This window comes from Massilia litorea (genome assembly GCF_015101885.1).
Classification (GTDB): domain Bacteria; phylum Pseudomonadota; class Gammaproteobacteria; order Burkholderiales; family Burkholderiaceae_D; genus Telluria; species Telluria litorea.
The window spans coordinates 1,314,783-1,340,872 of the sequence record NZ_CP062941.1; the positions used below are offsets into that span (position 1 = coordinate 1,314,783).

Annotated in this window: 23 protein-coding genes; 13 read left to right on the forward strand and 10 right to left on the reverse strand. The window is 64.4% G+C overall.

Going from position 1 to position 26,090, the window contains the following annotated elements; all coding sequences use genetic code 11:
* The 3 genes from LPB04_RS05810 to LPB04_RS05820 form a co-directional block, all read right to left on the reverse strand.
* Complete coding sequence (locus tag LPB04_RS05810) at window positions 1-792, reverse strand: glutaminyl-peptide cyclotransferase (protein WP_193687787.1); 792 nt, start codon at window positions 790-792, stop codon at window positions 1-3.
* 62 nt (window positions 793-854) lie between these two features.
* Window positions 855-1,343 (reverse strand): DUF6644 family protein, encoded by a 489-nt coding sequence (locus LPB04_RS05815; RefSeq protein ID WP_193687788.1) that lies wholly within the window; start codon window positions 1,341-1,343, stop codon window positions 855-857.
* Window positions 1,343-1,687 carry a DUF6152 family protein gene (locus LPB04_RS05820; protein WP_193687789.1) on the reverse strand — a complete coding sequence of 115 codons (345 nt, stop codon included), beginning with the start codon at window positions 1,685-1,687 and terminating at the stop codon, window positions 1,343-1,345. Before LPB04_RS05820 ends, LPB04_RS05815 begins: the two co-directional genes overlap by 1 nt.
* Window positions 1,688-2,026: 339 nt before the next feature.
* Here LPB04_RS05820 and LPB04_RS24425 point away from each other — a divergent pair, with 339 nt between their 5' ends.
* Window positions 2,027-2,437 carry a DUF6624 domain-containing protein gene (locus LPB04_RS24425; RefSeq protein WP_407943880.1) on the forward strand — a complete coding sequence of 137 codons (411 nt, stop codon included), beginning with the start codon at window positions 2,027-2,029 and terminating at the stop codon, window positions 2,435-2,437.
* A gap of 126 nt (window positions 2,438-2,563) precedes the next feature.
* Here the strand turns inward: LPB04_RS24425 and LPB04_RS05830 are convergent, their stop codons facing one another.
* Window positions 2,564-3,583, reverse strand: coding sequence for a zinc-binding alcohol dehydrogenase family protein (locus LPB04_RS05830; RefSeq protein WP_193687791.1), 1,020 nt, complete (start codon window positions 3,581-3,583; stop codon window positions 2,564-2,566).
* Window positions 3,584-3,683: 100 nt separating this feature from the next.
* On the opposite strand from LPB04_RS05830, the gene LPB04_RS05835 reads away from it, so the two are divergent.
* From LPB04_RS05835 to LPB04_RS05855, 5 genes are all read left to right on the forward strand, one after another.
* Window positions 3,684-4,571 (forward strand): LysR family transcriptional regulator, encoded by an 888-nt coding sequence (locus LPB04_RS05835; RefSeq protein ID WP_193687792.1) that lies wholly within the window; start codon window positions 3,684-3,686, stop codon window positions 4,569-4,571.
* Window positions 4,572-4,735: 164 nt separating this feature from the next.
* Window positions 4,736-5,260, forward strand: coding sequence for a (2Fe-2S)-binding protein (locus LPB04_RS05840; protein WP_193687793.1), 525 nt, complete (start codon window positions 4,736-4,738; stop codon window positions 5,258-5,260).
* Window positions 5,257-6,288, forward strand: a complete 1,032-nt coding sequence (locus LPB04_RS05845) for an FAD binding domain-containing protein (RefSeq protein ID WP_193687794.1) — start codon at window positions 5,257-5,259, stop codon at window positions 6,286-6,288. Before LPB04_RS05840 ends, LPB04_RS05845 begins: the two co-directional genes overlap by 4 nt.
* Window positions 6,281-8,569, forward strand: coding sequence for a xanthine dehydrogenase family protein molybdopterin-binding subunit (locus LPB04_RS05850; protein WP_193687795.1), 2,289 nt, complete (start codon window positions 6,281-6,283; stop codon window positions 8,567-8,569). Before LPB04_RS05845 ends, LPB04_RS05850 begins: the two co-directional genes overlap by 8 nt.
* A 17-nt stretch (window positions 8,570-8,586) precedes the next feature.
* Window positions 8,587-9,333 (forward strand): SDR family oxidoreductase, encoded by a 747-nt coding sequence (locus LPB04_RS05855; RefSeq protein ID WP_193687796.1) that lies wholly within the window; start codon window positions 8,587-8,589, stop codon window positions 9,331-9,333.
* Window position 9,334: 1 nt separating this feature from the next.
* On the opposite strand, the gene tssG is transcribed toward LPB04_RS05855, so the two are convergent.
* From tssG to tssE, 3 genes are read right to left on the reverse strand one after another with little or no spacing between them, the layout of a single operon-like run.
* Window positions 9,335-10,420, reverse strand: a complete 1,086-nt coding sequence (tssG, locus tag LPB04_RS05860) for a type VI secretion system baseplate subunit TssG (RefSeq protein ID WP_193687797.1) — start codon at window positions 10,418-10,420, stop codon at window positions 9,335-9,337.
* On the reverse strand, window positions 10,384-12,225 hold the full coding sequence (tssF, locus tag LPB04_RS05865) for a type VI secretion system baseplate subunit TssF (RefSeq protein ID WP_193687798.1): 1,842 nt from the start codon (window positions 12,223-12,225) through the stop codon (window positions 10,384-10,386). The genes tssG and tssF overlap by 37 nt, the downstream gene beginning before the upstream one ends.
* Before the next feature lie 4 nt (window positions 12,226-12,229).
* Entirely contained in the window at window positions 12,230-12,730 is a 501-nt protein-coding gene (tssE, locus tag LPB04_RS05870) for a type VI secretion system baseplate subunit TssE (protein WP_193687799.1), read from the reverse strand.
* A gap of 242 nt (window positions 12,731-12,972) precedes the next feature.
* Between tssE and tssK the strand changes: the two genes are divergently transcribed.
* From tssK to LPB04_RS05895, 5 genes are all read left to right on the forward strand, one after another.
* A complete protein-coding gene (gene tssK, locus LPB04_RS05875) occupies window positions 12,973-14,313 on the forward strand; it encodes a type VI secretion system baseplate subunit TssK (protein WP_193687800.1) in 1,341 nt (446 codons plus the stop codon).
* A gap of 37 nt (window positions 14,314-14,350) precedes the next feature.
* Window positions 14,351-14,614, forward strand: a complete 264-nt coding sequence (locus LPB04_RS05880) for a PAAR domain-containing protein (RefSeq protein WP_193687801.1) — start codon at window positions 14,351-14,353, stop codon at window positions 14,612-14,614.
* 8 nt (window positions 14,615-14,622) lie between these two features.
* Window positions 14,623-16,035, forward strand: a complete 1,413-nt coding sequence (locus tag LPB04_RS05885; RefSeq protein WP_193687802.1) for a hypothetical protein — start codon at window positions 14,623-14,625, stop codon at window positions 16,033-16,035.
* A gap of 123 nt (window positions 16,036-16,158) precedes the next feature.
* Window positions 16,159-16,599 (forward strand): hypothetical protein, encoded by a 441-nt coding sequence (locus tag LPB04_RS05890; protein ID WP_193687803.1) that lies wholly within the window; start codon window positions 16,159-16,161, stop codon window positions 16,597-16,599.
* Window positions 16,600-16,818: 219 nt separating this feature from the next.
* On the forward strand, window positions 16,819-19,299 hold the full coding sequence (locus LPB04_RS05895; protein ID WP_227496633.1) for a CehA/McbA family metallohydrolase: 2,481 nt from the start codon (window positions 16,819-16,821) through the stop codon (window positions 19,297-19,299).
* 60 nt (window positions 19,300-19,359) lie between these two features.
* Here the strand turns inward: LPB04_RS05895 and LPB04_RS05900 are convergent, their stop codons facing one another.
* On the reverse strand, window positions 19,360-20,979 hold the full coding sequence (locus LPB04_RS05900; RefSeq protein WP_193687804.1) for a hypothetical protein: 1,620 nt from the start codon (window positions 20,977-20,979) through the stop codon (window positions 19,360-19,362).
* Between the two features lie 163 nt (window positions 20,980-21,142).
* On the reverse strand, window positions 21,143-22,972 hold the full coding sequence (glmS, locus tag LPB04_RS05905; RefSeq protein ID WP_193687805.1) for a glutamine--fructose-6-phosphate transaminase (isomerizing): 1,830 nt from the start codon (window positions 22,970-22,972) through the stop codon (window positions 21,143-21,145).
* A gap of 159 nt (window positions 22,973-23,131) precedes the next feature.
* Here glmS and LPB04_RS05910 point away from each other — a divergent pair, with 159 nt between their 5' ends.
* Entirely contained in the window at window positions 23,132-23,602 is a 471-nt protein-coding gene (locus tag LPB04_RS05910) for an Lrp/AsnC family transcriptional regulator (RefSeq protein WP_193687806.1), read from the forward strand.
* Window positions 23,603-23,778: 176 nt separating this feature from the next.
* Here LPB04_RS05910 and glmU read toward each other — a convergent pair whose 3' ends face one another.
* Window positions 23,779-25,155, reverse strand: a complete 1,377-nt coding sequence (gene glmU, locus LPB04_RS05915) for a bifunctional UDP-N-acetylglucosamine diphosphorylase/glucosamine-1-phosphate N-acetyltransferase GlmU (RefSeq protein WP_193687807.1) — start codon at window positions 25,153-25,155, stop codon at window positions 23,779-23,781.
* Between glmU and LPB04_RS05920 the strand changes: the two genes are divergently transcribed.
* Complete coding sequence (locus tag LPB04_RS05920) at window positions 25,057-26,079, forward strand: DUF6279 family lipoprotein (protein ID WP_227496634.1); 1,023 nt, start codon at window positions 25,057-25,059, stop codon at window positions 26,077-26,079. The two genes, glmU and LPB04_RS05920, sit on opposite strands and share 99 nt — an antisense overlap.
* The last annotated feature ends 11 nt before the right edge of the window (window positions 26,080-26,090 follow it).

A 26,090-nucleotide genomic window follows, 5' to 3' on the forward strand; every position in this document is an offset into this window, starting at 1 on the left:
TTATCGTCCCTCGAAGCGCACCAGCTCGATTTCGAACAGCTTCGGCCAGAATTTACCCGTCACATACAGCTTGCGGTGCTTGCCATCGTAGGCAATGCCGTTGAGTACGGCATCGACCGAGTTGGTGCCGCGTTTTTCGCGCGGCAGCAGATTGGTCAGGTCGATCCAGCCCGTCACCTTGCCGCTGGCGGGATCGATGCGGGCAATGACGTCGGTGCCCCAGACGTTCGCAAACAGTTCGCCGTCGACGATTTCCAGCTCGTTCAGGGAATCGATCGGCTTGCCCTCGGCCGTGACCTGCACCCGCCGCAGCTCTTTCAGGGTGCCCGGATCGAGCACGCGGATGCTGGCGCTGCCGTCGCTCATGTAGACGTTCTTCGCGTCGCTGGCCAGGCCCCAGCCTTCTCCCTCGTAGGGGAACTTCGCTTTCATCGCAAACGTTTTGGCGTCGAACACATAGCCCGTCTTCGATTGCCAGGTCAGGCCGAGGATGTTCTCGCCGACGGCCGTGGAACCCTCGCCGAACACCTCTTTCGGCAGCTCGGTCTTCTGTACCACTTTGCCGCTTTTCAGTTCGACGCGGCGCAGGGTCGAGCGGCCGATGATGCCGGTGGTCTCGTAGAGCTGGCCGTCGCGGAAGAACAAGCCCTGCGTGAACGCTTGCGGATCGTGCGGATAGGTGTTCTTGACGATGAAGCCGTAGACGGGAATGGCCGCCACGGCGGCGGTGCTGACGCAGCTTGCGAGGACAAGGGCAAGGATGGCAGAAGCAGTGGCAGTGGGTTTCAGCATGCTGGAACGAGAGATTGATAAGGGGAATGGTCACTGTAGCATGAGGCGGACCAGGCCGCAGCTCAGACATAGGCGAGCATGCGGCCGCAGCTGATGACGCCCAGCCAGAGCAGGATCGACAGGCCGGCGCCCAGCCGGGCCAGCAGCGGCGCGGCGCGCTCGCGGTCCCAGCCGGCCACGCTGCGATACGGCAGCAGGTGGAAGGCGAGGGCGTTGCAGCCGGCGAGGGCGATCAGGGTCAGTTTCAGCAAAAAAACGGGATTCGCCGCCAGCTCGCCCGGGTGCGCACTGAACAGCAGCAGTCCGGCCGGAATCACGAGGACCAGGCTCGCCAGCGCCCAGCGCAGCAGGTGCCGGCCGAGGGCGGCGAGCGGCAGGCTTGTCGCACAGCCCAGCACGCGCAGGTCGAACAGCACCACGCTGCCGACCAATACCGAAAAACCGGCGATGTGGACGATCTCGACGATCGGATACAGCCAGGCGCTTTCGCGCATCGCGCCAGCCAGGGGCGTGGCCGCCAGGGCGTCCAATACGCCGGCGCCCTGCGCCATCAGCGCAGCTCCGTGGTCTTGCCCTCGATCGTGATGTTTTCGGCGCGCATCTCGTCTGCCTTGCTGCGGTGCGGGTAGCCGTGCACGCTGGCGCGCTGGCCCGGCACCAGTTTCTCCTTCATCAGGCCGCGGTTTTCCATGCGCGAGGGCGGCGCCAGCACCACTAGCCAGGTTTTATCCGCGGTTTTCAGGCGCACGAAACCGTGCGGCTGCTCGTAGCCGGCCTGCTCGATGGTGCCCGTCAGGTCAAGCGGCTTGTCGGACTCGTATTCGCTCCAGCCGTGGTGGGCCAGGGTGCCGGCGCTGAAAACGAGCCCGGCGGCGAGCAGGATCAGGCGTTTCATGACGTGTCTCCCGGTATGCGGTGCGCCCGATTCTACGCCCGGCCTGTGCGGGGAGGCGCACCGCTTATGTTAGGCTTTATGCATTGATTTTATAGAGAACGCGATGATGGGAAGTCTGCAGATCCTGGCGCCGCTGCTGGCCGCGGCAGCTTTGAACGCACCGGCCCGCGCCGAACCGCAGTGCGCGGCCTATGCGGGGGAACTGACGGCCATGGTGGAAGCGGCCGAGGCCGTGCGGAGCCGGATCGATTACCTGGCGTCGCCCGGCGCTGCGGCGGCTGTGCAGGGGCGCACCGAGCTGGAGGCGGTCGAGCGCGGCAACGCCGAGCGCCTGGGCGCGTGGATGAACGCCTGTGGCTGGCCGCGCCGCAGCGTGGAAGGCGTACAGGCCGCGCGCGGCGCCTGGCTCGTGGCCCAGCAACGCAGTGGGGACCTGCCCTTCCAGCGCCAGGTGGTGCGCCAGCTGGAGCTGTCCGTGCTCGATGGCGAAGCGCCGCCCATGTACCTGGCCACGGCCTCCGACCGGCTGGCGGTCAGGGAGGCCGGCCGCAGCGCTATGGCACCCAGCTGCGCCAGGTCGACGCCTGCCGCTGGGATTATTACCTGCTGGACGATCCACAAAGGGTCGAGGCCCGCCGCAAGCGACTGGGCCTGCCGTCGCTCGAAGAACACATACGCGGCATCAACGATGCGGCCGCCAGCGAAAACTGCCCGGCAGCGCACCCGGTCGCGGCCTCACCTGTCCGCTAAAATATACCGTATAAATCGTTTATTTTGTATGAATCATATAAACGATACTACGGTTTATTTGACGGTTTTTCGAGCAGTTTTTTCTTGGCCTAAAAAATGCCGAGAGACAATAAAACCTCACTAAAACTAGTCTCCGAAACCCTCGAGTACCACTTTGCCGCTGGCCGCGCCGCTCTCGATAAAGGCATGGGCGCGGCGCAGGTTGGCAGCGTTGATCGGACCCATGTTCTGGGCCAGCGTGGTGCGGATACGGCCATCCTCGACCAGCTGCGCCACTTCGTTCAGCAGGCGGTGCTGGGCTTGCAGGTCGGGCGTGTTGAACAGGGACCGCGTAAACATCAGCTCCCAATGCAGGGAGATGCTCTTGCGTTTTAACAGGCGCACGTCGATCGGTTCCGGATCGTCGATCAGCGCCAGTTTTCCTTGCGGCTTGATCGCATTCACGAGCGCATTGAAATGTTTATCGGTGTGGGTCAGGCTGATCGCGTAGTCGACTTCACCCAGGCCGGCGCCGGTCAAGGCGGTGTCGAGCGGCGTGCCGTGGTCGATCACGTGATGGGCGCCGAAGATGCGCGCCCACTCGCGCGTTTCCGGGCGCGAGGCGGTGCCGATCACGGTGATGCCCGTCAGCTGGCGCGCCAGTTGGACCAGGATCGAGCCGACGCCGCCGGCGGCGCCGACCACCAGCAGCTTCTCTCCCTGATGGCCGCCGAACTGCAGGCCGAGGCGGTCGAACAGCAGTTCCCAGGCCGTGATCGCCGTCAGCGGCAGCGCCGCCGCTTCGGCAAAGCCGAGCTTGTTCGGCATGCGCCCGACGATGCGCTCGTCGACCAGCTGCAATTGGCTGTTGCTGCCCGGACGGTTAATGGCGCCGGCATACCAGACGCGGTCGCCGGGGCGGAACAGCGTCACCTCCGGGCCCACGGCGCGCACGATGCCGCTCGCATCCCAGCCGAGCACGCGTGGTTCAGCTTGCGCTTCGGCCGGCAAGCCACGGCGCACCTTGGTGTCGACCGGGTTTACGGAAACGGCATGCACCTCGACCAGGATGTCGTGGCCGGTGGCGACCGGATCGGGCAGCGTGATGTCCTGCAGGGATTGCTCGTCGGTGGCGGGGAGCGCGGCAAATGCGGCGATGGCTTTCATGGTCATTCCTTTTGTCAGTGTTAATTGGGTCCATCGTAGTCGGTTTCGATTACGCCGATTAGTCCTTATAATCCGGAAAGACTATCCAGCGGAGCGAACAATGAAACTCGATGCCATGGCCTTGTTCGCCCAGGTCGCGGCAAGCGGCAGCTTTACCGGGGCCGCCCTGGCCGCCGGCTTGCCGAAGTCGACCGTCAGCGCGCGGGTGGCGGAGCTCGAAAGTGCCCTCGGCGTGCGTCTGCTGCACCGGACCACGCGCCGCCTGAGCCTGACGGCCGCCGGCCAGGTGTATTTGATCCACTGCCAGGCGATGCTCGACGCCGCCAACGCGGCCGATGCGGCGATCTCCCGGCTGCGCGACGAACCGGCGGGTCACCTGCGCCTGACCGCGCCGGAAGCGTCGGGCATCCTGCTGCTGCCGCCGCTGCTGGCCGCTTTCCATGCACGCCATCCGGCCGTCACCGTCGAATGCGTGATCACCGATGCCCACCTCGACCTGGTGGCGGAGCGCATCGATCTTGCCCTGCGCACGGGCCAGCTCGGCGATTCTTCCTTCGTCTCGCGCCGCGTGGGGGCGGTGCGGCGCGTGCTGGTCGCCGCTCCCGCTTACCTGGCGGCGCATGGCGCGCCTCAGCACCCGGCCGACCTGTCGCGTCAACGCCTGCTGCTGCACGATGTGCTGCCGCAGTGGCCGCTGCACAGCGACGGTAAAGTCGTGCACGTCTCCGCCGCCGGCGCCCCACTGCGCGCCAACAATTTGAACACCCTGCGCGGGCTGACGCTGGCCGGCGCCGGCATCGCCTTGTTACCCTGGTTCATGGTGCGCGAGGCGCTGCTCGACGCCAGCCTGCAACTGGTGCTGCCCGAGCACCCGCCCACCGACAACACCTATTACGCCGTCTATCCCGGCCGCAGCCACCGTCCCGCCGCCCTCAGCGCCTTGCTCGAATTTATCGATCAATTCGGCCTGGCAAGTTACCTCGCCTGAGCCCCACAGGTCGGCATTCTCGTCGGCTAATTGTGCGCCGGTTACCTTGCGCTTGCTACTAAGATGGTCGTAACGGAATGACAACAGCGAATCACCGCTGCGGTCGGCGCCGCCTCCTGCGCGCCTCGAACAGCCCTGTCCGACCCATCCAGAAAGGATTCACCATGACCGCTCCCGAGCGCTATCCGCTCACCCTGCGCATCAACGGGCAAGACCACCAGATAGACACCGAAGCCTGGGTGACGCTGCTCGACCTGCTGCGCGAGCGCCTCGACCTGACGGGTTCGAAAAAAGGCTGCGACCACGGCCAGTGCGGCGCCTGTACCGTCCTCGTCGACGGCAGGCGCATCAACTCCTGCATGACCCTGGCCGTGATGCAGAACGGCCGCGAGATCACGACCATCGAGGGCCTGGCCAAGGAAAATGAACTGCATCCGTTGCAGCAGGCCTTCATCGACAACGACGCCTTCCAGTGCGGTTACTGCACGCCCGGCCAGATCTGCTCGGCGGTCGGCCTGATCAATGAGGGACAAGCGAAAACCGTGGCCGAGGTGCGCGAGCTGATGAGCGGGAACGTCTGCCGCTGCGGCGCCTATCCGGGCATCCGCAAGGCCGTCTGCCAGGTGGCCGGCATCAAGGATGGCGACAACGCCGTCCACGCCATCGTTCCCGCGACGGTGCCGGCATGAACCCGTTTACTTTTTCCCAGGCCGATAGCGCGCAGGCGGCGCTGGCCCAGGTCGCCGGCAATGCCAGCTTCGCCGGCGAAGCCGTGCGTTTCATCGCCGGCGGCACCAACCTGATCGACCTGATGAAAGAGGGCGTGATGGCCTCGAGCCGCCTGGTCGACATCAACCGCCTGCCGCTCGACCAGATCGAAGAGGACGGCGAGGGCCTGCGCCTCGGCGCCACCGCCCGCAATGCCGATACGGCTTACCACCCGCTGGTGCGCGAGCACTATCCGCTGTTGACGGCGGCGATCCTGGCCGGCGCTTCTCCCCAGCTGCGCAACATGGCCAGCAACGGGGGCAACCTGCTGCAGAGAACCCGCTGCTACTACTTTTACGATGTCGGCACGCCCTGCAACAAGAGGGAACCCGGCAGCGGCTGCTCGGCGATCGGCGGCATCACGAAACAGCATGCGATTCTAGGGGCCAGCGACCACTGCATCGCGACCCACCCGTCCGACATGTGCGTGGCGCTGGCCGCCCTGGAAGCGACCGTGCACGTCGAATCGGCGCGCGGCAAACGCGACATTCCGTTCGCCGAATTCCACCGGCTGCCGGACGACGCGCCGCAATACGACACCGTGCTCGAAGCGGACGAACTGATCACGCATATCACCTTGCCCGACGCGCGCCGCTATGCGCGCCACTCGGCCTACATCAAGGTGCGCGAGCGCCTCTCGTATGCGTTCGCGCTGGTCTCCGTCGCGGCGGCGCTGGATATCGGTTCGGACGGCATCATCCGCAGCGGGCGCATTGCGCTCGGCTCGGTCGCGCATAAACCGTGGCGCAAGCCCGAGGCGGAAGCCCTGCTGGAAGGGCAGCAGGCCGACCCGGCCCTGTTCGGGCAGGTGGCCGACGTCCTGTTGAAAGGCGCCGTGGGCCAGGGCCACAACGATTTCAAGATAGGGCTGGCGCGCAAGGCGATCGTGCGCGCGCTGCAGACCGCGGTGCAGGGCACCGTCACCAATACCGGAGAGCCGCATGACTGACCTGATCCAGGCATTACATACTCCCGTCGCCGAACCGGGCACCGGACAGGTCGTCACCGGCACGGCTGTCTCGCGCGTCGACGGCCGCGCCAAGGTCACGGGTGCGGCGCGCTATGCGGCCGAACACCCGGCCGAGCATCTGCTGTATGGCGTGGTCGTCAGCGGCACGATCGCGAAAGGGCGCATCCTCGACATCGATACGGCCGAGGCGATGCTGATCGAGGGCGTGGTCGAGGTGATGAGCCACATGAACCGGCCGAAGCTGCGTTCCTTCGATCTCGCCTACAAGGACATGACGGCGCCGGCAGGGTCTCCCTTCCGCCCCTTCTACGACGACCAGATTTTGTACAACGGCCAGCCGGTGGCGCTGGTGCTGGCCGAGACCTTCGAGGCGGCGCGGCGCGCGGCGGCCCTGGTGCGCATCCGCTACGAAGAGGAAGAACACGACACGCGCCTGACCGCGAACCTCGGGCGCGCCTACACGCCGCGCCCCTTGAAGGCGGGCTATGAGCCGCCGCCCCCGGAAAAAGGGAATGCCGAGAAGGCGTTCAAGGCAGCCCCTGTAAAAATCGAGGCGGAGTTTTACCACGGCGTCGAACACCATAACCCGCTGGAGCTGTTCGCCTCGACCGTGATTCGCGCGGAAGATGGCCACCTGACGATCTACGACAAGACGCAAAGCTCGCAGAACAGCCGCTGGTATGTCTCGCACGTGTTCGGCCTGTCAAAGGATAAAGTCACCGTGCGCAATCCGTATGTCGGCGGCGCCTTCGGTTCCGGCCTGCGTCCGCAATACCAGCTGACCCTGGCCGTGATGGCGTCCTTGCACCTTCAACGTTCGGTGCGGGTGCAGCTGACGCGCCAGCAGATGTTCAGCTTCGGCCACCGTCCGGAGACGGTGCAGTGGGTCAAACTGGCGGCCGATCGCGACGGCACGCTGACATCGATCCAGCACGAAGCGATCGCCGAAACCTCGCAGATCGAGGATTACGTGGAAGTCGTGGTGAACTGGTCCGGGCTGGTGTACACCTGCGACAACATCAAGCTCGGTTATAAACTGGTGAGCCTCGACCAGTACACGCCGATCGACATGCGCGCGCCCGGCGCGGCGCACGGCATGCATGCGCTGGAAGTGGCGATGGACGAACTGTCCTATGCCCTGAAAATGGACCCCTTGAGCCTGCGCCTGAAAAACTACGCCGACCGTGCTCCGATCGACGACAAGCCGTATTCGAGCAAGGAACTGCGCGCCTGCTATGAACAGGGGGCCGAAAAGTTCGGCTGGTCGCAGCGTCCGCTGGCGCCGCGTGCGCGCAAGGAAGGCAGCGAATGGGTCGGCTGGGGCATGGCGACCGGCGCCTGGGATGCACTGCAAATGTTCGCGCGCGCCAGCGCCGTGATGCATGCGGATGGCAGCCTCGTGGTGTCGAGCGCGGCCACCGACATCGGTACCGGCACCTATACGGTGATGGCGATGATCGCGGCCGAAGCCATGGGCCTGCCGCTCGAGCGCGTGACGTTTCAACTCGGCGACTCGACCTTGCCGGTGGCGCCGATCGAGGGCGGCTCGTCGCACGTGGCCACGGTCGGTTCGGCAGTGGCGGGCGTGTGCGACAAGCTGCGCCTGACCCTGCTGCGTTACGCGCAGGCGGACGCCGATTCTCCCTTCCGCGACAAACGATTAAAGGATGTGGAATTCGCGGGGGGCGTGCTGCGCCTGAAGAAGAACCCGGACACCTTCATTTCGCTCGGCACCATCGTCCGCAACACGGGGCGCGAGCGGCTCGAGGAAAAATACCTGATGCTGCCGCAGATGCTCAAGCAGCGCAAATTCCGGCGCATGGTGCATTCGGCCGTGTTTGTCGAAGTGCGGGTCGACGAGGAACTCGGCATCGTGCGCGTGACGCGCGTCGTCAGCGCGATCGCGGCAGGACGCATCATGAATACCAAGACCGCGGGCAGCCAGATCGTCGGCGGCGTGGTCTGGGGCATCAGCCAGGCGCTGCACGAGGAAAGCCATACCGACCACCGCTTCGGGCGCTTCATGAACCACAACCTGTCCGAATACCATGTGGCCGTGAACGCCGACATCCACGACATCGACGTCATTTTCGTGGAGGAGGACGACCGCATCGTCAGCCGCCTGGGAGCGAAGGGCGTGGGCGAAATCGGTCTGGTCAGCGTGGCGGCGGCGGTGAGCAACGCGATCTATCACGCGACCGGCAAACGGATTCGCAGTACGCCGATCACGCCCGATAAAGTGCTGGCCGGAGGGCCGTAAGGCTGGGGAGAACACGGATGGCAGAATCTGCAGTCAAAGCGGCGATCGTCACTGGCGCCTCGCGCGGCATCGGCCGCGCGATCGCGCTGCGCCTGGCGCAGGACGGGTATGCCGTCGCGGTCAACTACGCCAGCCGCGCGGTGGACGCCGACGACGTAGTGCGGGAAATCGAGGCGGCCGGCGGACGCGCGATTGCGCTGCAAGGCGATGTCGCCCTGGCCGCCGATTGCGCGCGCCTGTTCGACGAAACGGAAAAAGCCTTTGGCGCGGTCGATGTCGTCATCAACAACGCCGGCGTGATCCAGCCCGGCACGACGCTGCTGGCCGATACCGACGACGCCCTGTACGAGCGCATCATGTCGATCAACACGCGCGGCACGTTCAACATGCTGCGCCTGGCCGCGACGCGCCTGCGCAACGGCGGGCGCATCGTCAATTTTTCGACCAGCGCCATCGGCCTCACCATGCCGGGTTACGCCGTGTATGGCGCGGCCAAGGCGGCGGTCGAGACCATGACCAACATCTTTGCCAAGGAAATGCGCGGCAAGGGGATTTCGGTGAACGCCGTGGCGCCGGGGCCGACCGCGACCGACCTGTTTTTGGATGGCAAACCGGCCGAGCTGGTGGAACGCCTGGCGAAGGCCGCGCCGCTCGAGCGCCTCGGTACGCCGGAAGACATCGCGAACCTGGTCGCGTTTCTGGTCGGGCCGCAGGGGGAATGGGTGAATGGGCAGACGCTGCGGGTGAATGGCGGGATCGTGTAATTCAATTCATCCGGATGTCGTAATGCACATCGTTGCGGTCGCGCTGCTGGGGACCGGCGACCAGATAGGTATCCCAGCCGAGGCGGCCGAGCGGGCTGCCTTCGCGCATCGTGACCGGACGCACATCGGCCGCGCGCAGCACCAGTTCGACTTCGTATTCGAGGGACAAACCCGTAAACATCGTCAGCAGGCTGGTGAGCGCGCGCGCCGCCAGTCCACCCGGCAGGAAGGCCGTGAAACCGGCGTGATCGAGGGGACCGACCACCAGGCGCAGGCGCAGATCGCGCTGCCATACCCGTTCCCCGGCAATGGCGCGGCTGCCGAGGGTGGCGCTCTCGCAGCCCAGGGTGCTTTGCTGCGCGGGCGGCACCGCATACCAGGAACCGACGAATTGCTCGACCTCCACGGGTTGCGCGAAATATTCCGACAGCACGCGCGCCACCTGCACCGCGGAGATCGGCCGCTGGCGGATCGCGGCGGCGAAATAGCCGATCGACTCATCCAGCACGGCGCCATTGTCCTCACGCGCCAGGCGCTTGCGCAAGGACGGATTGCCCAAGCCGGCCAGACTCATCAACAACGGCAGGAAACTGTCCCTGCCGCCCAGTTCGTATTTGAGGTGCAGGCGGTACTTGCGCCAGGCCTCGTAGAACAGCGCCAGCGAGCGGTTCGAAAAGGTGTCGAGGAAAGCCCGCGCACCCTCGTCCTTGTCGTTGAACTGCTGTTCGGCCACGCGTTCCGTGTAATGCGGCGGCAGCACGCCGTTCACGCCCAACAGTCCCATGAAGGTCGGCGTGATGCGGATCCATTTCAGGGTGGCGGTCTGCAGCGCTTGGCCGAGGGAGGGCGCCGTCGGCTCGATCGTGCGCGGCTCGACGTGGAGCGCCTCGAGTTGGCTGGCCGGAAAACGCAGCGAGGTCGAATTCTGAAAGCGCAGGAAATTGGCGACGACACCGTGCTGGGGCGCGCCATGGCGGCGCAGCCAGAGTTCCAGCATGCGCACCGCCTGGAAATATTCGAAGCGGTAGGGTTCGCGGAACAGGCGCTCGATTACAGCAGGCTCAAATCGCCGCTTTTTGGTGTGCATGTCAATAGTTCTTCCCCGGTTTTTGCCGAAACGATGACCAGCTGCGTAAAACTGTTGGCGTGCACGTAGAGGGCGAGAAAACGTTCGACGATGTGGGTAAAGGCGTGGATGCCGCTGCCGATAAAGGCTTCTTCGTCGATGGCGAGGCGCACCTGCACCCCGCGCACGAGGCAATTAAAAGGGTTGCCGGCCAGCCAGGCGGTGGTGGCGCCCTGTTCGATGGCGGTAATGCCGCCGATCTGGCGCTGCGAGGAGGGAGAACGCGGCAAATCGTACAAAGCCAGCATCTCCCGGAAGGCTTCGACACCGCCGGCGCTGATCGACAGGTGGTTCAGGGACAAGTGCGAGATCAGGCGCCAGTGCGCGCTGCGCCCGCTGGGAAAACGCCAGGAGTGGGTCGGCTTGCGCAGAAAGTGGATCGTACGCACGCTGGAGCCGCCCTCGAGGAACAAATCGCCGCCGGCCTGACCATAGGGCAGCAAAGAGGGCAGGTCCCGGTTCGAGCAGGTCAGTTCCAAGTTCAAGGTATCGGTTTCGACCGCGGCCGGGTCGAAATCGATATCGACGATCGCGATTTGCGTTTCGAAGCCGGGGCTGCGCTCGGCCAGCGTCTCGTCGCGCCGCATCGCCCAGTAATGGCCGTTCTGCTCGGGCGTCTGCGCATGCTGCAGCGAGTAGAAGGGGCGAAACTGCACCACCGTCTCTCCCTGCGGGGTCTGGCGCACCAGGTTCACCGAATCGATAGCCTGCACCTCGAAGGCAAAGGCGCGCCGCGCATCGGCCAGCACCGGATAGCTGGCCGTGGTGTGGGTCAGCCGGATCGGTTCCCCGCGCTGGCGGAACAGATTCACGACGGGTGTGCAGCCGAGCAGGACGTTATTCGTCGACAGCGTGCCAAGCATGCGCGCCGTGTTCGAGTCGCTGCGAATGCCGGACAGGGCCAGGTGCAGGGTGATCGATTTGGCGCCGGGCAGGGCGGCGGACAGCTGCTGCAAGTCGATATCGAAAAAATTGAATTTCTCGGGAAAACAGAAATATTCGGTCAGCAGGCGGTAGGCGGCGTGCGAGCGGGCCGGGAAATCGATCAGCGATTCGGCGTCGTCGAAACCTGCCGGTTGGACGGGAATGGCGGGCAATTGAACCCAGCGTCCGTTGCCATCTCCTTCGGCATAGGCGGCCACCGTCCGCATGAACAGGGCGTCGCGCAGGGCGGCGCAGAACGAGGGTTCGCCGTCGATGAACACGCGCAGCCGGGGCAGGTCGAGTTGATTCACATCGACCTGCTCGGCGCTGCCGGCGATGCGCAAGCTGATGCTGGCCGTGGCGCCGGGCGGAGGCCGTACCGCATCGGGCGCGCGCAGGATGTCGGAAAAGCTGGCCGCGGCCAGCGCCAGCGGCGCCACCGCCACCGGGTACACGGTGCGGAACGTGCAGGCGGCGCCACGAACAGGGCGCGTCGTAAGCTGGGTGCCGCGCGGGATGGTGCCGGCCGTGGTCTGCTGCTTGGCCGCGCCGGTGAAATCGAGACGCGCGATCGAGCATGAGGGAAATGGCCGCAGGTAATGCGGGTACAGCACGTCGAACAGGGCTTCCGTGAATTCCGGATAGTCGTCGTCGAGCCGTTTGGCGATCCGGGCATTCAGCAGGGCAAACGATTCGATCATGCGTTCGGTGTGCGGGTCTTCGCACACTTCTCCGCTGATCAGGAGGCGTCCGGCGATTTTCGGGTAGCGCTCGGCAAATTCGCGCAGGTTGCGGCGCAGGTAGCCCAGCTCGCTCTCGTAATACGGCAGTAATTGTTCCACTTGATCAGGCTCCCGCCGGCGCGGCGCGGCCGGCCTTGCTGATGCTGTAGCTCAGGGTCGAGGGCTGGAGCACGGCATCGAAATTCACGGCTTCTTGCGAAGCGCTGGCGACCAGCACCCCGGTGATCGAAAAATCCAGGCGGTTGACGGCGCCTTCCCGCATTTCCAGTGCGGCCTTGACGTTGCGCAGGCGTGGCTCATGGCAGCCGATCGCCTCTTCGATGCAGGCGCAGATCAGGGCCCGGTCCGAGGGACTGGACAGGGACAGCTCGGCAAAATCCTTCATCCCATAGCTGACGATCGAGCGGCTGCACTCCGGGTAGGCCTTCAAAAAATCTTCCGGCAGCACGGCGCGGGTATTCAGCAGGGCTTCGAGGTCGCGCGCGACGGCATCCTTCATGTCCTCGACCGACAGGCGCGCGGCATTGCCGTTGCCACTGCCGTTGCTGCTGCGCAGTGGCGTCCCGAGCAGGCGGTCGAACAGGCCTGGCGTAAAACGGTTCATCGGTTTTCCTTGTCGAGCCTGGGTGAGGTCGGCGGGTGCACCGCTGCCGATCAGCTCCGTAGTGTTACCGCGCAGACTCCCCTCAACCTTGAAGAAGGATAAGGAAGCGGCATCGCCCGTGATGGCGTTGTGCAAACCCGACGTTTGCGCAAACGCAAGCTGCCACCGCCGAGGGCAGTGCTACTGTTTCCGTTGGCAAAGTTGCGCGCAACGAAAAATCACCGATAGGGATCACAGCGGACATGACCAGCAAAGTACTCTGGGGCGAGGGTTTATTGCTGCGCCCACAGCATTTCCAGCGCCAGGACGCATACCACGAGCATTGCCTGCAAAAAGGCATCAAGGCGGTGCATCCGTATGCCTGGGGAGTCGAGCGGCTGCAAGTCGACCGCGAAGCGCTGGCCAACAACACGCTGCGCATCCTCGACCTGGCGCTGCGCTTCCAGGATGGAGAGCTGGTCGACGCACCGAACGCCGATGCGCTCCCCGATACGGTCGACCTCAGCCTGCTGCAGCAATCCCAGCAAAGCGTGACGTATTACGCGGCCCTGCCAAGCCTGAAACCGTTCAGCGGCAATTTCGCCACGCCCGGCCAGGCCGCGCATACGGCCCGTTTTATCCAGACCAACCTCGAAACGGCCGATTTATATACGCAGGCCGCGCCGGTGCAGCTGGCCTATCTCAAGAAATCGGTACGTCTCGTCTCGGAATTCGAGCCGCGCGACGCCTATGTTCACTTCCCGTTGCTGCGCCTGCGCCGTGCGGCCGTCGGCGGTTTTGAAATCGACCCCGGTTTCGTGCCGCCCAGCCTCTCCATTGGCGCCGCCGCCCCGCTGTTCCAGCAATTGCGGCGCCTGCTCGACGCGCTGCAGGCCAAGGTCAGCGCCCTGTATGGCCATCACCGCGAGCCGAGCCGCAACGTGATCGAATTTCGCTCGGGCGACATGTCCTCGTTCTGGCTGCTGCACACGGCCAGTTCCGCCTACGCCACGCTGACCCACCATTTTCATCACCCCAGCCTGCATCCGGAACGGCTGTACGAACAATTGCTGGACGTCGCCGGCGGCCTGATGACCTTTTCAAAAAGCTGGACCCTGGCGGATTTGCCTCCCTACCAGCACGCCGACCCGGGCCCCCCTTTCACGAAACTGCACACGATCATCCGCGAACTGCTCGACACCGTCATTTCGTCGAAATATTTTGCGATTGCCCTCAGCGAAGTGCGGCCCTCCTATCATATCGGCGCCCTCGACTCGGGCAAGATCGACGACAAGACGACGTTTTATATTGCCGTCTCCGCGGATATTCCCGCCGTGCAGCTGGTCGACGTCGTGCCCCTGCGTTTCAAGGTCGGCGCGCCGGACGATGTCGAAAAATTCGTGCTCTCTGCGCTGCCCGGCGTGCGTCTGCAATACACGCCGCAGCCGCCGGCGGCGCTGGCGGTGCGCCCCGACACCTGCTACTTCATGCTCGAATCGAAAGGGCAGATGTACGAGCGCATGCTCAAGGCGCAATCGATCTCGATCTATGTGCCGGCGGGGATGAAGGAGTTGAAGCTCGAGTTGCTGGCCGTGGCGGCGTAAGACCCCGGTCACCTGCGACCACTCATCGGAGAAAACCATGTCCGGACCCTTGATTGTTCTCGGCGACAAAACCTCGCACGGCGGCGCCGTCATCGAAGCTTCAAACCAGAGCGACAGCGGCGGCGTCCCGATCGCGCGCATGGGCGATAAAACCGTTTGTCCGAAGCACGGGCCGAACCCGATCGTCAGCGGCGATTCGTCCCTGATCATCGACGGCAAACCGGCCGCCCGCCACGGCGACAAGACCGCCTGCGGCGCCTCCCTGATCGCCAGCCAGCAAGCCACGATCGACAAGCTCTGATTGACACCATGACTTCGACCACCGTTGCGCCGCCGCGCCTGGCGCCAAGCTGGATCAAAACAGCCCTGCTGGCCGCCGCCGTATTCGTGCTCTGCTGGGGCGGCGCCATCGCCTACTGGCGCTCGGCCGAGCACGGCCCGGCGACAGGCGACTTGCTGCTGGCGCTGCTGGCCGTGCCCCTCGGGGTGCTGGCTGCCGTCTGGCTCGGCAAGAAACTGGTCACCGCACGTCCCGCGGCCGCAGCGGCTGCCGGCACCGCGACTGCAGCCCAGCCGGCGCTCGCCCCCCCTGCGGCCCCACCACTCGCCGTCCTGGCCGCTGCCCTGCGCGCGCCGCACGGGGACTCGCCCGACGCGCTCGCGACTGCGATTGCCGGCAACCAGGCGCACCCCGACCTCGATCCCGAGCTGATCGACGACGATGGTTTTCCGCTCACGAGCGCCCGCAGCGACGCTGCCGTCGACGAGGCGCTGCAGGAAGAAGTCCACGAATGGCTCATCCTGAACGGCATGGCCGAGCTGCGTTTTGGTGCCGCGCAGTGGCGCGCGCTGACCCTGGGCACGGCCGTCGTGCGCGACCTGGCCAACGAGGCCGTCATGCAATTGATGCCGCCCGAAGGCGCGCCGCCGCCGCTGCGCTTGCTGCCGCTGTTTCCGCCAGGCTGGACGGTCGAGCAGCGCCACGCGGCGGGCCTGTGGTTCAGGCATACGGTGGCGCAATTCGGTTGGCCCGTGGACAGCCTGACCCGGATCGATGCCCCGCTGGATGCCGCTCCCACAACGATCCTCGGGCTATGTGCAGACGCGAGCGGAGCGCGCGCCCCGCAGCTTGCCACCATGCTGATCGCCTGCGCCTCGTCCATCGACCAGCAAATGGTGGATGGCTGGTCCGCAAACGGGTCGCTGCAGACGCCGGCCCGGGCCCAGGGGCGCATTCCGGGGGAAGGAGCGGCCGGCCTGCTGCTCACCAGCCTCGATGGGGCCAGCAAGACCGATGGTGCCGTGTTCGCGCAGTTGTACCCCATGGTCGAGGCGCGCAGGGAAGTCTCGGCCGGCAGCGCCAAACGCGCGGAAACAACACGCCTGACCGAGCTGGCGCAACGTGCCGTCCAGGCCGCCGGACTCGGATTGTCCGACCTCGCCTGCGTGGCCGCCGACACCGACCACCGCACCAGCCGCGGACTGGAACTGATGGGACTTGTCTCGTCCGCGCTGCCCGATCTCGACACGACGGCCGATGTCCTGCGTACGGGCGTGGCCACCGGCACCTGCGGCGCCGTGCCCTTCATGTGCGCCCTGGCGCTGGCGCGCCATGCTGCGCTGGCGGGCAATGCGCCGGCCCTGTTCGTCAGTCACGAGGATCCATTTACGTGCAGCATGGCGCTGGTCGCCCCTCCGCCTGCACCGGCACAGCCGGCGTGAGCGTCAGCCCTGATGAACACGCCGTGCGAAGCCGCCTACACGGCTTCAGCCCGCGCTCCTATTGGTGTACCTGAACAAACGGCTACCATCGATCCCATGGTTCATTACGCCAAGGAGATCGTCATGGCTGGAAACAAGCAATACGATGCAGGCGCCGGCAAGGCCGGTAGCCATCATCCAGATACGCGCGGACCGGATTCGTTGTCGGGCCGCTCCGACCCCGCCGACCCGGACACGGGCCAGCGCCAGCAGGCAGACAATGGCGGCTCGAATGCCGGCCATTACACCGGTGCTGGGGGAGCGAAAAGCGAACGCGAAGGCGGCATCGTCAGCGCGCCGCCGGAGAGCAATGTCGGGCCGGCAGGTGCACCGCAAAGCGACCGCGGCGCCCACGCCCACGCGGCCGGCATGACGGCGGCAGCGGCGGGCGGCAAGCCCGGTACCTCGGCGGCAGGTGAGGGGGAGGGCCAGGGACAATCGGTGGACGCCTCCGTGACCGGCACCGGCGTCGACGAGCTTGCCAAACAGACCCCGGACCGGCCGGGTGGCGCCGACTCGCGCTGATTCCCTTCCAAATCGGGAACGCCGCACGACAGGCTCATTCCTTACCCACATGCCGCTGGTGACAGCGGCTTTTTTTTGCTCCGCCCGTCCGCCATTGCCCCGACACTGTTGCAAAACCGAGCAGCTCATCAATTTCTGATAAAACCTGCTTGCTTGTAATCTTTGTGTCATGCATCGTTGTAAAAATTTGTACTTTTATAACGAGAGGGGTGAGGCCACATGCGTCGCGTTCATACCATGAAGTTGCTGCCATTGGTGTTGGCACTCGGTTTCAGTCAGGCAGGCCTGGCATCGGAAGCGGACCACCGCGAGTTCGAAGCGACCCTGCATGCGCCCTATAGCGCAGCCGCGGCCGCCCAGGAAGGGCGCACGTTTGCCTTGACCTTCAGCTACCCCTTCGTCGTGGAGGCGCAGGACATTGTCTGGCGGCTCGAACTGCTCGATCCGGCACAGCGCGTCATCGAGCGCTGGCAGGGTGTGCGGCGCCTGTCCGGCAAGCCGGTCGACGTCAAGGTCAACTGGCGCGGACGCGCCGGCGACCCGGCCCTGCGCGATGGCATCTACCAGGTGCGCATGGTCGCCGTGGCGCGCGCCGCCGAGGCAGGGCAAGCGCGGCCGCTGTCGGCCGCGGAGACGGACGCACTGCTCGAAGCGGAAGGCGGCCACCAGGTGGAACAGGCCTGGGACATCGCCGTCGGCGCGCCGGACACGGTCCCGATGCCGGCGTTTACGGCGCTGCCGACGACTGCCGGCGCCAGGGAAGCGGCAGCGCGCACGGGCGGCGGCATGGTGTCGCCCATGTCGGTCCCGGCCACCGCCGCGCTCCCCTACACCGTGTATTACGCCAACCTGCACAGCCAGACCAACCACAGCGACGGCGGCGGAGCCCTGTCCTCCTGCACCGGCGCCCAGAGTCCGCAAACCGGCGCCTCCGGTCCGGCGCAGGCCTTCGCCTATGCGAAAGGCAAGGGCCTGGATATCCTGATGGCGTCCGAGCACAACCACATGTACGACGGTTCGGACGGCACCAATGCCGCGGCCAGCCCGGCGACGGCCAAGGCCCTGTACCAGTCAGGCCTGAAGGCGGCGAGCGATTTCAATCTCGCCAACCCGAATTTCCTGGCCGTGTATGGTCTGGAGTGGGGCGTGATCAGCAACGGCGGCCACCTGAATATCCTCAACAGCAACGAATTGCTCGAGTGGGAATACAACGGCAGCAACCAGCTGATCGGCGACACGTATACCGCCAAAAACGATTACGCCTCGCTCTACACCCTGATGAAAAACCGCGGCTGGATCGGCCAGTTCAACCATCCGGATACGAGCGGCCAGTTCCTTGTCAACGGCCTGCCGCTCGGCTACACGGCCGACGGAGATAACGCGATGGTGTTGTGCGAAGTGCTGAACACCTCCGCGTTTTCGACCAATACGACCGAAACCGAAACCGGCCGCAGCACCTTCGAAGGCGCCTGCAAAAAGGCGCTCGAGGCCGGCTTCCACGTGGCGTTTTCCAGCAACCAGGACAACCATTGCGCGAACTGGGGCGCCTCGTACACCAACCGCACCGGCATCCTGATTCCGAATGGCACGGCACTGACGAACGCCAGTTTTGTCGCGGCATTGCAGGCGCGCCGCGTGTTCGCGACGATGGACAAGACCTCGCAACTGGTGCTGACCGCCAACGGCCACCTCATGGGCGAGCGCTTTGCCAATAGCGGCCCCCTGAACCTGGTCGCCAATTTCGCCAGCACCTCCGGCAAGACGGTGTCGTCGGTGGCGATCTTCGAGGGCGTGCCTGGCCGTAACGGCACGGTGACCCAGCTGTCCACCAGCGCCAGCACGACGATCACCCCAGCCACGGGCGAGCATTTTTATTATGCCAAGATCACGCAAAACGACGGCAATATCCTGTGGTCGGCACCGCTCTGGGTGACGCAATCGACCTCGTCGTCCGGCGACACGGTCGCCCCGACCGTGAGCGCCAGCGAAAGCGGCACGGCCGGCACCGTGACCCTGTCCGCCAGTGCGAGCGACAACGTCGGCGTCAGCAAGGTCGAGTTTTATGTCGACAGCGTCCTGAAAGGCAGCGACACCAGCTCGCCCTATTCGATGACGCTCGACTCGACCACCCTGGCCAACGGCAGCCACACGCTGACTGCGAAGGCCTATGATGCGGCCGGCAACGTCGGCAGCTCGGGCGCGACCAGCTTCAGCATCAGCAACGCCAGCGGCGGCACCCAGCTGCTGCTGAACCCCGGTTTCGAGTCGGGCGCCGTGTCCTGGAATGGAGGTAGCGGCATCATCAACAACGCGACGACGACCCCGGCCCATACCGGCAGCTGGAAGGCGAAACTGGCCGGCACCGGCGCCACCCGTACCGACAACCTGTACCAGCAGGTCGCCATTCCCTCGACCGCAGCAAGTGCAAGCTTATCGTTCTGGCTGCAGGTGCAGTCGGCGGAAACGACGACCACCAGTGCCTACGACACCCTCAAGGTGCAGGTAAGGAACAGCGGCGGCACGATTCTCGCCACGCCGGCGACCTATTCCAACCTGGACAAGGGAACGAGCTACACCCAAAAAAGCCTGGACCTGTCGGCCTATAAGGGGCAGACGGTGCAGGTGTTCTTTGTCGGCACCGAGGATTCCTCTTTGCAGACGACCTTCCTGGTCGACGACGTGGCGCTGACGGTGCAGTAAAGCGGCGTTCCATGCGCAAGACGTAACAGCCCGGGCTGCGCTGCCCCAGGCTTTTTTTTGTCATTCGCGCATTGGCACAGTGGCGCCGCGCGCAGACAGCTGGACCGACTGCGCCGCGCGTTTGCCCGATTGCGGCGGCAGCGCACCGGATCCGGTCAAGGTCGGCACCGACGGATCGGTGACGACGAGCCGGCGCTGCACCTGCGTGGCATTGCCGGCACGGTCCGTGACGGTGACCTTGACGACGAATGCGCCGGCCTGGCAGAAGGTATGGCGCAGGCTGACGTCGCCCACTCCGCGCTGCTCGCGCAAGCTGGGCGCCGCCTGCGCGCACGCATCGTTGACGCTCGCCACCGCCCGGTGCGACTCGGCCACGGCGCTGTCGACGAAGTTGACGCTGAAGTCGACTGTCTGTCCCAGCCTGACGCTACCGCCGGCGGCCCCGCCGGCGACCGCACCCAGCACCGGCGCGGCCGTTCCTTCGCGCCCCGGACGCAGCAGGACCAGTCCGGCGTTCGAATCGGCGACGATGGTACCGTTGTCGTTGATCTTGCTTGCCGAATACAGCACCAGCCCGGCAGGAGCCCGGTACAGACGGGTGTTCAGGTCGACCGGATTGGCGACGTCGTTCCAGAGGACGGCGCGCCGGCTGCCGGGGTCGTCGAGCGTGCGTTCGAGGTAGCCCACCATTTCGCGCCGGTTGTTCAGTGCGTTGACTCTCCCTTCCGCTGCACCGGCCAGCGGCAAGGGGCGCATGCCGCGCGCGGCCGACCAGACGAAGGGGGCGTACCGGTATTGCGGGTCGCTGTCCACGACCAGGTTGTTCCCTGTGACTTCTCCGTTCTCGTTGAGCGCGGTGACATACTGATCGCCCGTGTCCGGGCCGATCCGCACCATGCCGCGTTGCCGGCTCCAGAGGAAGCCGATGCCGCGTCCCTCCTTGTAATAGGTGCCCAGCACCTGGCCGGTCGCGTTGATGTGGGTGGCGGTCGATTGCGTGCCGCCGAAGAGGCCGAGGTCGGTGGCCGTGCCGGCCCGGTCCCAGACCATGGCGTGGCTGTCCTGATACTGAACCTCGGAATCGCCGACCGAGACGCCGCTGTCATTGATGGCGCGCGCCGCCGATAACCTGGCGGGCGGCGGACCGAGCGGAGTAAGGGTGCCGTCGGCATTCCAGCGGTTGGCGCGGGTATAAAACATCTGCCCCTCCGCCCGGACCGCACCCACCACCTGGTTGAGGTTATTGATGGCATGGGCGTCGGACAAGGTCGGCCCCGGCAAGGCGCGCATGCCGCGCGCGGCGGTCCAGGCAAAGGCGCGGTAGTCGAAGGCGGCGTCCTGGGACTGGCCGACCACGACACCCTGGTTGTTCAAGCCCTGCACGAAGGTATACGACCCGCCCAGCGAACCCAGGGTGTACACGCGCCTGCCGTCGAAGAACCCGTTGAATATCGGTTCAGGGTATGACCAGGTGGCAAAGGCGACCTGGTCGCGCGCATTCAGGAATGCCTGTCCGGTGTCCGGACCGAGATTGACGACGCTGTATTCGGCGACACGTGCACGCGCCGCCGCATCCACGGATGCGCCTGGCGCGGTCGGGGGAGCGGCGTGGGCGCAGAGCGCAGCGATGGCGGGGACGAGCAAGCCCGCCCATTGCAGGCGTGCTTTGTTGCTGAGCATGAAAGTCATAGGAGCCTTTGGTGAAGAACAGAAGAACTACAGATTCACTGTAGATCCCGCTTCAGACTCGAACATGACTTCGCTCTAACTCAGCATCGGAACTAAAACCTCACTCAGCGGTCGGCACGCATGTTGACAGTGCCGCCGCTTGCGTGGTTGTCGATTACTCGACCGTCACCGACTTCGCCAGGTTACGTGGTTTATCCACATCGGTACCGCGTGCCAGCGCCGTGTGATAGGCCAGCAGTTGCAGGGCGACCACGTGCAGGATCGGGGACAAATCGCCGTAGTGTTCCGGCAGGCGGATCACGTGCAGTCCCTCGCCCGAGGTGATACGCGAGTCGACGTCGGCGAACACGTACAGCTGGCCGCCACGGGCGCGCACTTCCTGCATGTTCGATTTCAGTTTTTCCAGCAGCGCGTCGTTCGGGGCGATGGTCACGACCGGCATTTCTTCGGTCACCAGCGCCAGCGGACCGTGTTTCAGTTCACCCGCGGGATAGGCCTCGGCATGGATGTACGAGATTTCCTTCAGTTTTAACGCACCCTCCAGGGCGATCGGGTAGTGCATGCCGCGGCCCAGGAACAGGGCGTTTTCTTTTCTCGCGAATTCTTCGGCCCAGGCGATGATCTGCGGCTCCAGCGCGAGCACGGCGGAGATGGCCACCGGCAGGTGACGCATCAACTTCAGCTGCGACGCCTCTTCTTCGTCCGTCAGGCGGCCGTTGACCTGCGCCAGCGTCAGGGTCAGCAGGAACAGGGCAGCCAGCTGGGTGGTGAACGCCTTGGTCGAGGCGACACCGACTTCGACGCCCGCGCGGGTGATGTAGGCCAGTTCGCATTCGCGCACCATGGCGCTGGTCGAGACGTTACAGATCGTCAGCGTGTACGGCATGCCGAGGCTGCGGGCATGTTTCAGGGCGGCCAGGGTGTCGGCCGTTTCACCCGACTGGGAGATGGTGACGACCAGGGTTTTCGGATGCGGGACGCTGTCGCGATAACGGTATTCGCTGGCGATTTCGACATTCACCGGCAGCTTGGCGATGCACTCGATCCAGTATTTCGCCGTCAGGCCGGCATAGTAACTGGTGCCGCAGGCCAGGATCAGCACGCGGTCGATGTCCTTGAAAATTTTATAGGCCTTATCGCCGAACAGTTCCGGCATGATGCCGGTGACGCCCTCGAGGGTGTCGCCGATCACGCGTGGCTGCTCGAAAATTTCCTTCTGCATGTAGTGGCGGTACGGGCCCAGCTCGGCCGCGCCAGTGTGCGCGTGCACGGTTTTCACTTCGCGCTCGACTGGTTTACCGTCGACGTCGACGATCCAGTAGCGCGACAGTTGCAGGTCGACGACGTCTCCCTCTTCCAGATAAATGATCTGGTTAGTCGTGCCGGCCAGCGCCATCGCGTCGGAGGCAACGAAGTTTTCTCCTTCGCCGACGCCCAGGATCAATGGGGAACCCTGGCGGGCGGCGACGACGCGGTGCGGTTCTTCGCGCGAGAACACGGCGATCGCATACGCGCCGTGCAGGCGCTTGACGGCCTGCTGCACCGTCTCGAACAGGTCGCCGTTGTACATGTGGTCGACCAGGTGGGCGATCACTTCGGTGTCGGTCTGGCTCTGGAACACGTAGCCGAGTTCGGTCAGTTCGCGGCGCAGCTCATCGTGGTTTTCGATGATGCCATTGTGCACCAGCGCGATGCGGGCGTTTTCTTCGTTCGGAGAGAAGTGCGGGTGCGCATTGTGCGAGGCCGGGGCGCCGTGGGTGGCCCAGCGGGTGTGGGCGATGCCCGTAAAACCTTGCAGGCCGGTACCGGCGATCTGCGTTTCCAGGTCGGCCACGCGCGAGGTGCTGCGCGAACGGGCCAGACGGCCTTCGACGTGCAGGGCGACGCCGCAGGAATCGTAGCCGCGGTATTCGAGGCGTTTCAGACCCTCGATCAGGATAGGGGTGATGTTACGTTGAGCAACTGCGCCGACGATACCGCACATGGACTTACCTCGTTATAAAAAAATTAGCAATAAGGGATATCGTATGGCAAGTCATCTGAAATATGCTTTCAGAGCGCACCATTTTTTGTTATAAAATTTCACGCATCACGGAAGATGAAATATTATTTCATCTGATACGGAAAATTTAGAGAGAATTTCATGCCGAATGAATCTGTCCTGGATGAACTTGATCGTCGCATCTTGAACGTGTTGCAAACTGATGCATCTCAGACCAATGCGGAGCTGGCTGGGCAAGTTCACGTCTCGCCGCCTACTTGCCTGCGCCGCGTCAAGCAGTTGACCCAGAATGGTGTTATCTCACGGCAAGTCGCGCTTGTCGACCCCGATAAGGTGGGCGCCCGCCTTACCGCCATTGTCGAGATCACGCTCGACGTCCAGGCGGCGGACCGGATGGCGCAGTTCGAGAAGCTCGCCGCCACCGAGGATGCAGTAATGCAGTGCTACCGCGTCGCACCGGGACCGGATTTCGTCCTGATCATCCAGGTCGCCGACATGCCTGCTTACCACGCGCTGGCGCACCGTTTATTTGCCACCCACACCAACGTGCGCAACGTCAAAGCGTATTTTTCCACGTTCAGAAGCAAGTTCGACACCCGCATCGCCGTGTAAGCGCCAAGAGCGCCTAACAAAAACGTCAGGGCAAGGCGCTGCAACGCGGCCATGGCGATTTTGTCAGGCGCTCCAGGGCTGTGGATAATCCTGTGCAGAAGGCTGTGCAATCAGCGTGGGTATCCACTGCATAAGCCGGTGGATACCCTGTGATTTTCCTGTCGATTTCCGGTGGATTACTTTGGCTTTTTCACCGGACGGCTCCAGCCGTCGATGGTGATCTGCTTGGGCCGCGAGATCGTCAGCTTGCCGGCCGGGGCATCTTTCGTCAGCGTGGTGCCGGCGCCGAGCGTTGCGCCCTTGCCGACCGTGACCGGGGCGACCAGCTGGCTGTCGCTGCCGATGAAGGCGTCGTCCTCGATCACCGTGCGGAATTTATTGGCGCCATCGTAATTGCACGTAATGGTGCCGGCGCCGATGTTGACCTTCGAGCCGACCGTCGCGTCGCCAATATAGGCCAGGTGATTCGCCTTGCTGTGCGCCGCCACCTGGCTGTTTTTGACTTCCACGAAATTGCCGATGTGAACATCCTGGCCCAGTTCGGTACCCGGGCGCAGGCGCGCGTACGGGCCGATCTGCGACTGGGCGCCGACGACGGCGTCCTCGATATGGCAGAAGGGCTTGATCTGGGCGCCGGCCGCGACCTTGGCATTGACCAGCACGCAATGCGGGCCGACCTTGACGCCATCGGCCAGTTCCACGCGACCCTCGAACACGCAGCCGACGTCGATGACGACATCGCGTCCGCAAATGAGTTCGCCGCGCACGTCGATGCGGGCCGGATCCATCAGGGTGACGCCCTTTTCCAGCAGAGCGTTGGCAATATTGAGCTGATGACGACGCTCGAGTTCGGCCAGTTGCACCTTGCTGTTCACGCCGGCCACTTCCCATTCGCCCGCCGGCGAAGCCGATACGACTTCCACGCCATCGGCAACGGCCTGCGCCACGATATCGGTGAGGTAATACTCGCCCTGTGCGTTGTTATTCGACAGCCCAGTCAACCAGCGCTTCAAATGACGGGTCGGCACCACCAGGATGCCGCTGTTGATTTCTTTGATCGCGCGTTCGGTTTCGCTGGCGTCCTTCTCTTCGACGATGCGCACGATGCGGCCGTTTTCACGCACGATGCGGCCCAGGCCGAAAGGATTGGCCTGCTCGACGGTGAGGATGCCGAGTTTATCGATACCGGCGGCCTCGACCAGGCGGCGCAACGAGTCACTTGTTGTCAGCGGGACGTCGCCGTACAGCACCAGGGTCGGCACGTTTTCGTCGAGTTGCGGCACGGCCTGCATCACGGCGTGGCCGGTGCCCAGCTGCGGCTGCTGCAGGGCGGTGTCGATCGGCGCCTCACCGTCGCTGGCGAGCCCGGCCACCATCTCCGGCACCGCTGCGCCCCCGTGTCCGTAAATCACGCATAATTTACTCGGCCGCAGCATGCGGGCGGTATCGATGACATGCTGCAGGAGCGGCTTCCCAGCCAGCGGATGCAACACTTTAGGCAGCGCGGACTGCATGCGCTTTCCCATGCCGGCGGCAAGGATGACAACGTTCATAAGCCGTATTCAATAAGAGTTAATAAGATGAAAAAGTTTATCACGCATGACCCCTTGTTCTCGCGCACGCGTGCGCTGTTCCTGATCGTTCTGCTGGCTTTATTGGGCGCCTGCAGCACGATCCGGTTCAGCTATAACCATGGCGACACCTTACTGTACTGGTGGTTGGATGCTTATGTCGACTTTGAAGGCGACCAGTCCGATTGGGTCAAACGCGACATCGGTGAACTGTTTCAATGGCACCGCAAAACCCAGTTGCACGACTACGCCGCCCTGCTCGCCACGTTCCAGCGCCAGCTGGCCGCCAATCCGACCCAGGCCGATTTACTGGCCGACTACCGCGAGCTCCGTACCCGGACCGAAACCCTGGCCATGAAGGCGGTGCCGGATATGGTCGACCTGGCGCGTTCGCTGACGCCGGACCAGATTGAGCAAATGGAAAAGCGTTTTAACAAGAAAAATGACGAATACCGCCGCAAGTTCGTCAGCGGCAGCGTCGAGAAACGCAATGAAGCGCGTTTCGACAAGTCGATGGACCAATTCAAGCTCTGGTTCGGCGCCTTCAGCAACGAGCAGGAAAAAGCGCTGCGCCGTGCTTCGGATGCGCGTCCGCTCGACAGCAATATCTGGCTGGAGGAGCGTATTTATCGGCAGCGCAAGATCCTGGCCCTGGCGCGCAAGATTCAGCAGGAAAAGCCGAACAAGGAACAGACCGGCACCATGATTACCTCGATGCTGCGCGAATTTTTCACGCGCATGGATACACCCGAACGCAAGGGTTTTTATGACAGCTATATCAATGCGACCTCGAATTTCATTCTGACGGCGATCCACATCGCCACGCCAGCCCAGAAAGCCCACGCCCAGAAGCGCATGCAGGGCTGGATCGAGGATTTCAATGCCCTGGCCAAGGAAGCAAAATAAGGGCCGATCGC